This is a genomic window from Streptomyces sp. YS-3, from assembly GCF_045257485.1.
Taxonomy (GTDB): domain Bacteria; phylum Actinomycetota; class Actinomycetes; order Streptomycetales; family Streptomycetaceae; genus Streptomyces.
Genome location: NZ_JBJHPC010000230.1, coordinates 1 through 10,651 on the forward strand (window position 1 = coordinate 1; position 10,651 = coordinate 10,651).

The window sequence follows — 10,651 nt, forward strand, 5'->3', positions numbered from 1 at the left end:
CGGCCGCCGTGGCCCGGACGTTGCGGCTGCGGTCGGCGAGCGCCTGCTCCAGGAACGGCTCGTCCTCCCCGGACAGCCCCGTCCGCAGTGAGTCGAGGAACATCAGCCGGTCCTCCGCCCGCTCGGCCGCCCACGTCGAGGCGAGCAACTCCCGCGCGGCCCAAGGCTCGTACGGCCGCACCGCCCCCGCCCGGCCAGCGCCGACGCGGGCAGCGCCGACAGCAGCTCGGCCGCCGTGGCCCGGACGTTGCGGCTGCGGTCGGCGAGCGCCTGCTCCAGGAACGGCTCGTCCTCCCCGGACAGCCCCGTCCGCAGTGAGTCGAGGAACATCAGCCGGTCCTCCGCCCGCTCGGCCGCCCACGTCGAGGCGAGCAACTCCCGCGCGGCCCAAGGCTCGTACGGCCGCACCGCCCCCAACAGCGCCACCCGCTCGGCGAACAGCCCCTCCTCCCAGAGCCGCCGCACCGCCTCGGCGTCCGAGACGTCGGGCAGTGCCGCGCTCCCCGGGCCACCGCGCAGCGCGAACCGCCACTCCGGGTTCAGCCCGGCCAGCCACATCCCGCGCGGCCCGGCGAAGGCGAGCGCCTGTGGCCGCAGGTCCGTACGCGCCCGGGCCGCGTCGAGCAGCGCGGGCAGCAGCTCCGGCGGCGCCCGGAACCCCCGCTCGGCCGCCGCGCTCAGCCACTGCGGCAGCAGCTCCGCCAGATCCGGCGATGCCCCGCGCCGCCCCCCGGAGTGCGCCGACGCCGAACGGTCCGCGAGCAGTTGCCCGAGCCGCCGCCGTGCGGCCTGCGGCAGCGGCGGCCGGGCGTCCTGCGGCGCCTTCCCCGGCCGTACGGACGCGGGCGCGGGCGCGGGCAGCAGGCCCGCCCGGCGCCGGACGGTCTGCCGCGCGGCCTCGTCGAGCAGCGCGGCGGGCTCCCCGGCGGCCGGCCGCCGCTCGGTGCCCAGCAGCGCGGTGGTGACCAGCTCCTCCCAGGAACCGGCCCTCTCCCCAGCGGCAGCGGACATGGTGGCCTCCCCTCCGTACATACGCGCGCCCTCCTCCCCTTCCTGTGCGTGTCGCCGTCCGTGTCCCTGTCCGTGTCCCGGCACCTGTCCGTGTCCCCGCACCTGTCCGTGCCGCCGCACCTGTACGTGCTGCCGGCCGGGACTCACCTCAGCCGTACCGCCTCCGCCTCGCCCGGTGCCCACCCCGCCAGCGGCGCGAACCCCCGGTGGCCGCACTCGCCGAACACCGTCACCGGGCCGCCGCCCGACAGCGCGACGAGCTTCCACAGCCCCGCCCGGTCGGCCGCCGCCGAGGCGACCGGCAGCGCCGACTCGTGGCCCGAGTCGGCGAGTTGCCACCCCTCGCCGCCGTCGCCCGGCGCCACCGGTATCACCCCGCTCAGCGTCACCGGCCACGCGTCCAGCCACGGGTCGTCCCGCAGCGCCCGTCCGTACCGCTCCATCGCCTCGGCCGTGGTGCCGCCCGGCGGAGGCCCGGCCGCCGCCAGCGGCGCCCCGAACCGCTCGCCCAGCGCGGCGCGCACCTGCCCGCCGCCCGGGTACGGCGTGAGCTCGGCGTCGATCGCCAGACCGACCGGCAGGGCGAGCTCCGGAGCCCGGCCCGCCGCACCGAAGTCGAGCACCATCGCCGCGCGGCCCGACTCCCTGCCGTGCAGCCAGATCCGGCGCGTGGTCAGCTTGGCGTCGGCCGTGTCGTACTGCGCCAGGACCTGCCAGATGTCCCGCACCGGCGGCCCCTGCGGCTGGGTGGGCACCCCGACCCGCGCCCGGACCGTTGCGGCCAGCGGCTCCGGCAGCGCCGCGCGGCCCAGCCAGGCCCGGTCGAGCAGATGCAGCAGCGCGCACTCCTCAAGGAGCCGCACCGGCCACCCCGGCCCCGAGCCCGGTATCGCGCCCAACTCCCGCACCCGGCCCGCCAGTCCCGGTGCCTGCGCGTCGACCATGCGGGCGGCCGTCTCCTCCCACAGCCCGTATCCCGGCCGCTCGGCCGCCGCCAGGCCGCCGCGCAGCAGGTCCTCAAGGCGCTGTTCCAGTTCGCCCGCACCGGCCGTGACCCGCTCGGCACGCTTCTCCGCGCGGCGCCGGGCGGCCTCGGGATCGGCGGTCCGCACCTCGGCCGGCCCGGCCGTCCCGCTCCCCTTCTCGCTGTTCTCCCTGTGGTCCTTGTTCTCCGCCCGCGCCCGCCGCTCGCGCAGCCACGGCTCGGCCCAGCCGGGCACCTCCCCGTCCGCGACGGCCGGCACCGCCCGCTCGTCCGCCGCCCAGAGCAGCAGCAGCCCCAGCGCGTGCTTGCACGGGAACTTGCGGCTCGGGCAACCGCACCGGTATCCGGGCCCGTCCGTGTCGACCACCGTCTGGTACGGCCTGCTGCCGCTGCCCTTGCACAGGCCCCACACCCCCGAACCGTCGCAGCCGCTCTCCGACCACGGCCCGGCCGTGCCGAGCCTGCTCCCCGCTCTGCGTGACGAGTCGTCAGGAGCCAGGGCCAGCACCTGTTCCGCCGTCCAGCGCACCCCCTGCTGATTCATGGTTTCGAAGGTAGCCGCCGCCACTGACAATCACCCCGGCCCCGCGTTGATCCTGGCGCTGACCTGCGCGTTCCCCCGCGCCGAGGCCGATTGTCAGTGGCGTGGTGCACGGTTGGTTCACATCGGGTCGACCGATCTGGAGGGGGATCCATGACCATGTCCGCAACCACGGCCGCGGGAGTCGCGAGCGGCGTCGAGACGGCCGCCGCCGAGGCCCTGCGCCCGCACGCCGAGGACGCGTTCGCGCATGAACTCAAGGCGCTGGCAGCCGCCGACGACCGGCCCAGGCCGGCCCGCTGGCAGCTCTCGCCGTGGGCCGTCGCCACCTATCTGCTCGGCGGCACCCTGCCCGGCGGCACGGTGATCACGCCGAAGTACGTGGGTCCGCGCCGCATCGTCGAGGTCGCCGTCACCACCCTCGCCACCGACCGGGCGCTGCTGCTGCTCGGCGTCCCGGGCACCGCCAAGACATGGGTGTCCGAACACCTCGCCGCCGCCGTCAGTGGCGACTCCACGCTGCTGGTGCAGGGCACGGCCGGCACCCCGGAAGAGGCGATCCGGTACGGGTGGAACTACGCCCAGCTGCTCGCGCACGGCCCCAGCCGGGACGCCCTGGTGCCCAGCCCGGTCATGCGGGCCATGGCCGAGGGGATGACGGCCCGGGTCGAGGAGCTGACCCGTATCCCCGCCGACGTGCAGGACTCGCTGATCACGATCCTGTCGGAGAAGACCCTGCCCATCCCGGAGTTGGGCCAGGAGACCCAGGCGGTGCGCGGCTTCAACCTCATCGCCACGGCCAACGACCGCGACCGGGGCGTCAACGAGCTCTCCAGCGCGCTGCGCCGCCGCTTCAACACGGTGGTGCTGCCGCTCCCGGCCACCGCCGACGAGGAGGTCGACATCGTCTCCCGCCGGGTCGACCAGCTCGGCCGCTCGCTCGACCTGCCCGCCGCGCCCGAGGGCATGGACGAGATCCGCCGCGTCGTCACCGTCTTCCGCGAGCTGCGCGACGGCGTGACGGGCGACGGCCGCACCAAGCTCAAGTCCCCCTCCGGCACGCTCTCCACGGCCGAGGCGATCTCCGTGGTGACCGGCGGCCTGGCGCTCGCCGCGCACTTCGGCGACGGCGTGCTGCGCGCCGGCGACGTGGCGGCGGGCATCCTCGGCGCGGTCGTCCGCGACCCGGCGGCGGACCGCGTCATCTGGCAGGAGTACCTGGAAACGGTGGTGCGCGAGCGCGACGGCTGGAAGGACTTCTACCGCGCCTGCCGAGAGGTCTCGGCATGACCGGCCGGCCCCCCGGGACGCCCGGCGCGGCGCCGCCCCCAGGCCCCTGGCTGCTCGGTGTGCGCCACCACGGACCCGGGTCGGCGCGAGCGGTCCGGGCCGCGCTGGCGGCGGCGCGGCCCCGGGCCGTACTGATCGAGGGCCCGCCCGAGGCCGACGCGCTCCTCGCGCTCGCCGCCGACCCGGAGATGCGGCCCCCGGTCGCCCTGCTCGCCCATGTGGTGGACGACCCGCGCCGCGCCGCGTTCTGGCCGATGGCCGAGTTCTCGCCGGAGTGGGTGGCTCTGCGCTGGGCCCTGGACGAGGGGGTGGAGGTCCGCTTCATCGACCTCCCGGCGTCCCACTCCCTCGCGTCGGCCGAGAACGGGCCGGAGACCGAACCGCTCGGCCCGACGGACAACGGGCCGGACGGCGCGGCGGACCGGGGGCCCGAGGGCGAGAGGAATGGCGACGGGACTGGCGAGGGGGATGGCGAGGGGAATCCGGAAGGCGTTCCCGCCGCGCCGGCCCTGCGGGTCGACCCGATCGGCGTGCTCGCCGAGACCGCCGGATACGACGACCCGGAAGCCTGGTGGGAGGACGTCGTGGAGCACCGCGACGGCACCCCGGGGGACGATCCGTACGGCCCGTTCACGGTCTTGGGCGAGGCGATGACAGCGCTGCGCGAGGCGTACGGGGACGGCGGCCACCCGCGCGATGCGGTACGCGAGGCGTACATGCGCATCCAACTGCGCGGCGCCCGGCGCGAGTTCGGGGACGACGTGGCGGTGGTCTGCGGCGCCTGGCACGTGCCCGCGCTCGCCGCCCGTACCACCGTCGCCGCCGACCGCGCGCTGCTCAAGGGCCTGCCCAAGGTGAAGACCGAGCTGACCTGGGTGCCCTGGACCCACCGCCGTCTCGCCCGCCGCAGCGGCTACGGCGCGGGCATCGACTCGCCCGGCTGGTACGGGCATCTGTTCTCCGCCCCCGACCGGCCCGTCGAGCGCTGGATGACCAAGGTCGCCGGACTCCTGCGGGAGGAGGACCGGCAGGTCTCGTCCGCGCACGTCATCGAGGCGGTGCGGCTCGCCGGGACCCTCGCCGCGATGCGCGGGCGCCCGCTGCCCGGCCTGACCGAGACGACCGACGCGGTGCGGGCGGTGATGTGCGAGGGCTCCGACGTGCCGCTCGCCCTCGTCCGGGACCGTCTCGTCGTCGGCGATGTGCTCGGCGAGGTCCCGGACGCCGCCCCGGCCGTCCCGCTCCAGCGCGACCTGACCCGCGCCCAGCGCACGCTGCGGCTCAAGCCGGAGGCGCTGGAGCGGGAGCTGGAGCTCGATCTGCGCAAGGAGACCGACGCCGCGCGCAGCAGGCTGCTGCACCGGCTCGGCCTCCTCGGCGTCGGCTGGGGCGGGCAGTCGGTGTCCCGGGGCAGCACCGGCACGTTCCGGGAGAGCTGGCGGCTGCGCTGGGAGCCCGAGCTGTCCGTGCGGGTGGCCGAGGCCGGGGTGTGGGGCACGACGGTCCTGGCCGCCGCCACCGCCCGGGCCGAGTCGGAGGCCGCCGGGGCGACGGTCCTGGGCGAGATCACCGCGCTGGCCGAGCGGTGTCTGCTCGCCGAACTCACCGACGCCCTCCCGGTGGTGATGCGGGCGCTCGCCGACCGGGCCGCGCTCGACACGGACGTCGCCCACCTCGCCCAGGCACTGCCCGCCCTGGCCCGCACCCTTCGGTACGGAGACGTACGGGGCACCGGGACGGCCGCGCTCGGGGAGGTCGCCACCGGGCTCGCCGAGCGGATCTGCGTCGGTCTGCCGCCCGCCTGCACCGGCCTGGACGCGGACGGCGCCACCGCGATGCGCCGCCGAATCGACGACGTCCACACCGCCATGGCCCTGCTCCCGCAGTCCACCGAAGGACCCGCCACGCTGCGGGACCGCTGGGCGTCGGTCCTGGTCAGGCTGGCCGGGCGCGACTCGGTGGCGGGGGAGATCCGGGGCCGCGCCGTCCGGCTGCTCCTGGACGAGGGACGGCTGGCGGACAGCGAGGCCGAGCGCCACATGGGCCTGGCGCTCTCGGTGGGGACACCGCCCGGCGAGGCCGCCGCCTGGATCGAGGGGTTCGTCGGAGGCGCGTCGGGCGGCGGAATGCTCCTCGTCCACGACGAGCGGCTGCTCGCCCTGGTCGACACCTGGCTGACCGGTGTCCCCGCCGACGCCTTCACCGACGTACTGCCGCTGCTGCGCCGCACCTTCTCGGCGTACGAACCGGGGGTGCGCCGGACCCTCGGCGAGCTCGTCCGGCGCGGCCCCGGCACCACCGGCCCGGCCGCCGCCGGCGCCGCGGCCCCCGGCTTCGGGGCTGGGCTCGACCAAGACCGCGCCGACGCCATGGAGCCGCTGCTGCGGCTGCTCCTGGGCGGCGCCCACGGCCCCGGGGCACGCCCGGAGCACTCCGACCCCCTGGCAGGAGCGGCGAAGTGAGCACAGGTCAGACAGCGGACACCGAACCCCTCGACGCGGCCTCGGGCGAGCGGCTGCGCCGCTGGCGGATGGTGCTCGGCGGCGAGCGGGGCGCCGACGGGACGGGCCACGCGCTCACCGGGCGCGACGCCGCGATGGACGGCGCCCTCTCCGCGCTCTACGGCGGCTCCGGCGGACAGGGAACGTCCAAGGAGCGCGGCGCCGGGCTCGGCGCCTCCGCCCCGGGCGTGGCCCGCTGGCTGGGCGACATCCGCACGTACTTCCCCAGCTCCGTCGTCCAGGTCATGCAGCGCGATGCCATCGACCGCCTCGGGCTCTCCGCGCTGCTCCTGGAGCCGGAGATGCTGGAGGCCGTCGAGGCGGACGTGCACCTGGTGGGCACGCTGCTGTCGCTCAACAAGGCGATGCCGGAGACCACCAGGGAGACGGCCCGCATGGTCGTCCGCAAGGTCGTCGAGGACCTGGAGAAGCGGCTCGCGACCCGGACGAAGGCGACGCTGACGGGCGCCCTGGACCGTTCGGCGCGGATCAGCCGGCCCCGCCACCGGGACATCGACTGGGACCGCACCATCCGGGCGAACCTGAAGAACTACCTGCCCGAGTACGGCACGGTCGTCCCGGACCGGCTCGTCGGCTACGGACGGGCCGCCCAGTCCGTCAAGAAGGACGTGGTCCTCTGCATCGACCAGTCCGGATCGATGGCCGCCTCCGTCGTCTACGCCTCGGTCTTCGGCGCCGTCCTCGCCTCCATGCGCTCGATCGCCACCCGCCTCGTCGTCTTCGACACGGCCGTCGTCGACCTCACCGACCGGCTCGACGACCCGGTGGACGTGCTGTTCGGCACCCAGCTGGGCGGCGGCACCGACATCAACCGCGCCCTCGCCTACTGCCAGTCGCAGATCACCCGTCCTGCCGACACCGTCGTCGTACTCATCAGTGATCTTTACGAGGGAGGGATCCGCGACGAGATGCTGAAGCGGGTGGCGGCGATGAAGGCCTCCGGAGTGCAGTTCGTGGCCCTGCTCGCCCTCTCCGACGAGGGCGCCCCGGCCTACGACCACGAGCACGCGGCGGCCCTGTCCGCCCTGGGCGCGCCCGCCTTCGCCTGCACCCCCGACCTCTTCCCGGAGATCATGGCGGCGGCCGTCGAGAAGCGGGCTCTGCCGATACCTGACACGCTGTGAGCAGGTGATCTGTGACAGGTATCACCGCTCCGGTGTGATCTGCGATTTAGGGAGCTCGCTCTGGCGGGGATAACCTGCGAGACGGACATGCCGCGTACCCGGCCACCGTGTACGCCTCCCTCAGTGACAGCGCCGTCACGTTGCCCTTCGCGGCACGCCCACGCAGAAAACGAACCGCGAGACCACTGAAAAGGGACGGACGCGCGTGGACCTGTTCGAGTACCAGGCGAGGGACCTCTTCGCCAAGCACGGTGTACCGGTGCTGGCCGGTGAAGTGATCGACACGCCTGAGGCAGCCCGCGAGGCGACCGAGCGGCTGGGCGGCAAGTCCGTCGTCAAGGCGCAGGTGAAGGTAGGCGGCCGAGGCAAGGCCGGCGGCGTGAAGCTGGCGGCGAACCCGGACGAGGCCGTCGCCCGGGCCACGGACATCCTCGGCATGGACATCAAGGGCCACACGGTCCACAAGGTGATGATCGCCGAGCTGTCCCCGGAGATCGAGGCTGAGTACTACGTCTCGTACCTCCTCGACCGCACCAACCGCACCTTCCTGGCCATGGCGTCGGTGCAGGGCGGCATGGACATCGAGGAGGTCGCGGAGAAGACCCCCGAGGCCCTCGCGAAGGTCCCGGTCAACGCCGTCGAAGGCGTGAACATCGAGAAGGCCCGCGAGATCGTGGCCCAGGCGAAGTTCCCGGCCGAGGTGGCCGAGGGCGTCGCAGAGGCGATGGTGACCCTGTGGGAGACCTTCGTCGCCGAGGACGCGCTCCTCGTCGAGGTCAACCCGCTGGTGAAGACCAAGGACGGCCGCATCCTGGCCCTGGACGGCAAGGTCTCGCTCGACGAGAACGCCGACTTCCGCCAGCCCGGCCACGAGGCCCTGGAGGACAAGGACGCGGCCAACCCGCTCGAGGCCGCCGCCAAGGCCAAGGGCCTCAACTACGTCAAGCTCGAGGGCGAGGTCGGCATCATCGGCAACGGCGCGGGGCTCGTCATGAGCACCCTCGACGTCGTCGCGTACGCCGGTGAGAAGCACGGCGGCGTGAAGCCGGCCAACTTCCTCGACATCGGCGGCGGCGCGTCCGCCCAGGTGATGGCGAACGGCCTGGAGATCATCCTCGGCGACGCGGACGTCAAGTCCGTGTTCGTCAACGTCTTCGGTGGCATCACCGCCTGCGACGAGGTCGCCAACGGCATCGTCCAGGCGCTGCAGCTCCTCGCCGACAAGGGCGAAGAGGTCACCAAGCCGCTGGTCGTGCGTCTCGACGGCAACAACGCCGAGCTGGGTCGCAAGATCCTGTCGGACGCGAACCACCCGCTGGTCCAGCGTGTGGACACCATGGACGGCGCGGCCGACAAGGCCGCCGAGCTCGCGGCTGCGAAGTAAGGGAAGAGGGACAGAAACAGCCATGGCTATCTTCCTGAACAAGGACAGCAAGGTCATCGTCCAGGGCATGACCGGTGCCACGGGCATGAAGCACACCAAGCTCATGCTCGCGGACGGCACCAACATCGTCGGCGGTGTGAACCCGCGCAAGGCCGGTACGTCCGTCGACATCGACGGCACCGAGATCCCGGTCTTCGGCACGGTCGCCGAGGCGATGGAGAAGACCGGCGCCAACGTGTCCGTCCTCTTCGTGCCGCCGGCGTTCGCCAAGGCCGCCGTGGTCGAGGCGATCGACGCCGAGATCCCGCTCGCCGTGGTCATCACCGAGGGCATCGCGGTCCACGACTCCGCCGCCTTCTGGGCGTACGCGAACGCCAAGGGCAACAAGACCCGCATCATCGGCCCGAACTGCCCCGGTCTGATCACGCCGGGCCAGTCCAACGCCGGCATCATCCCGGGCGACATCACCAAGCCGGGCCGTATCGGCCTGGTGTCGAAGTCCGGCACGCTGACGTACCAGATGATGTACGAACTCCGTGACATCGGCTTCTCGTCCGCCGTCGGCATCGGTGGCGACCCGGTCATCGGTACGACGCACATCGACGCGCTCGCCGCGTTCGAGGCCGACCCCGACACCGACCTGATCGTCATGATCGGTGAGATCGGCGGCGACGCCGAGGAGCGCGCGGCCGACTTCATCAAGGCCAACGTGACCAAGCCGGTCGTCGGCTACGTCGCGGGCTTCACCGCGCCCGAGGGCAAGACCATGGGCCACGCCGGCGCCATCGTCTCCGGCTCCTCCGGCACGGCCGCCGCCAAGAAGGAGGCCCTGGAGGCCGCGGGCGTCAAGGTCGGCAAGACGCCGACCGAGACGGCCAAGCTGGCGCGCGAGATCCTCGCCGGCTGACCTCCCGGTCACCCGTACGGCTGGTCCGTACGTCTGTACGTCCGCATACGCGTGGGCCCGCACCCCCCGGAATTCACCGGCAGGGGTGCGGGCCCACGCGCGTTCCGCGTGCCCGGAGGTCAGCGGGGCTCCGGGACCAGCCGTTCGGGTCCGTGCACGGGTTCGTCGAGCAGTTTGCGGTGGAGCTCCACGTCCTCCTCGCCCTGCCGCTGCGGGCCGCTGTTGAGCGGTACGTTGCCGATGCGCTGGCCCGGGGAGATCGGCGGGATGTAGCGGGTGGGCGCGGTGGAGAGCGTGAAGGCGGTCGCGCCGACGATGACGGCGGTCAGGCTGACGGCGGCGCGCGTCCAGACCCGGATGCGGCGCTCGCCGCCGGTGCGCACGCGCCGGGGCCCGGGCAGCTTGACCACGCCCGGCGGCTGGGCGAGGACGAGGTCGGCGAGACGCTGCCGCAGCAGCTGGGACAGCTCCTCGTGGGTGGCCGCCGCGGCGAGCTCCGGTACGCGGCAGGCGACGGCCTTGCGGGCGTGCAGCAGCCGGTGGGCGGCGGCGGGGGTGCTGGCCTCGGTCTCGGCGGCTGTCTCGGGCAGGTCGAGGCCGAGGCCGTCGTAGAGCAGGAGCGTGCGGCGGTAGGCGGGCGGCAGGTCGAGGAGCGAACGCCGCAGCCTGCGGAGCCCGCGGTCGGCCGGGGGCCGGTCGGGGCGCCGGTGCTTGAGGCGGAACCGGTGCCAGGGGGAGAGGGCGTACTCGTGCGCCGCGGCCCGTACCCAGCCCGCCGGGTCCGGGTCGGTCGCGACTTCGGGCCAGTGCTGCCAGGCGCGGTGGAAGGCACGCTCGACGGCTTCCTTGGCCAGCCCCCGGCGCCCGGTGAGCAGGTACGTCTGCTG

General features: G+C 74.2%; 7 protein-coding genes and 2 pseudogenes. 5 read left to right on the forward strand and 4 right to left on the reverse strand.

The window, feature by feature from the left end; all coding sequences use genetic code 11:
• From ACJA3G_RS19495 to ACJA3G_RS19505, 3 genes and pseudogenes are all read right to left on the reverse strand, one after another.
• Positions 1 to 169: pseudogene (locus ACJA3G_RS19495) on the reverse strand (DUF5691 domain-containing protein); the annotation flags it as partial.
• Between the two features lie 17 nt (positions 170 to 186).
• Positions 187 to 987, reverse strand: a pseudogene (locus ACJA3G_RS19500) (DUF5691 domain-containing protein); the annotation flags it as partial.
• A gap of 167 nt (positions 988 to 1,154) precedes the next feature.
• On the reverse strand, positions 1,155 to 2,540 hold the full coding sequence (locus ACJA3G_RS19505; protein WP_406554296.1) for an SWIM zinc finger family protein: 1,386 nt from the start codon (positions 2,538 to 2,540) through the stop codon (positions 1,155 to 1,157).
• A 150-nt stretch (positions 2,541 to 2,690) separates the two neighbouring features.
• On the opposite strand from ACJA3G_RS19505, the gene ACJA3G_RS19510 reads away from it, so the two are divergent.
• From ACJA3G_RS19510 to sucD, 5 genes are all read left to right on the forward strand, one after another.
• The gene (locus ACJA3G_RS19510; protein WP_406554297.1) at positions 2,691 to 3,827 is read left to right on the forward strand and encodes an AAA family ATPase; all 1,137 of its coding nucleotides are present in this window, start codon (positions 2,691 to 2,693) and stop codon (positions 3,825 to 3,827) included.
• A complete protein-coding gene (locus ACJA3G_RS19515; protein WP_406554298.1) occupies positions 3,824 to 6,289 on the forward strand; it encodes a DUF5682 family protein in 2,466 nt (821 codons plus the stop codon). The genes ACJA3G_RS19510 and ACJA3G_RS19515 overlap by 4 nt, the downstream gene beginning before the upstream one ends.
• Before the next feature lie 68 nt (positions 6,290 to 6,357).
• Positions 6,358 to 7,473 carry a vWA domain-containing protein gene (locus ACJA3G_RS19520; protein WP_406554302.1) on the forward strand — a complete coding sequence of 372 codons (1,116 nt, stop codon included), beginning with the start codon at positions 6,358 to 6,360 and terminating at the stop codon, positions 7,471 to 7,473.
• A gap of 205 nt (positions 7,474 to 7,678) precedes the next feature.
• The gene (gene sucC, locus ACJA3G_RS19525) at positions 7,679 to 8,857 is read left to right on the forward strand and encodes an ADP-forming succinate--CoA ligase subunit beta (protein ID WP_406554299.1); all 1,179 of its coding nucleotides are present in this window, start codon (positions 7,679 to 7,681) and stop codon (positions 8,855 to 8,857) included.
• Between the two features lie 22 nt (positions 8,858 to 8,879).
• Positions 8,880 to 9,764 carry a succinate--CoA ligase subunit alpha gene (gene sucD / locus ACJA3G_RS19530; RefSeq protein WP_406554300.1) on the forward strand — a complete coding sequence of 295 codons (885 nt, stop codon included), beginning with the start codon at positions 8,880 to 8,882 and terminating at the stop codon, positions 9,762 to 9,764.
• A 119-nt stretch (positions 9,765 to 9,883) separates the two neighbouring features.
• On the opposite strand, the gene ACJA3G_RS19535 is transcribed toward sucD, so the two are convergent.
• A partial coding sequence (locus ACJA3G_RS19535; RefSeq protein ID WP_406554301.1) for a sigma factor-like helix-turn-helix DNA-binding protein occupies positions 9,884 to 10,651 on the reverse strand: 768 nt, incomplete at its 5' end.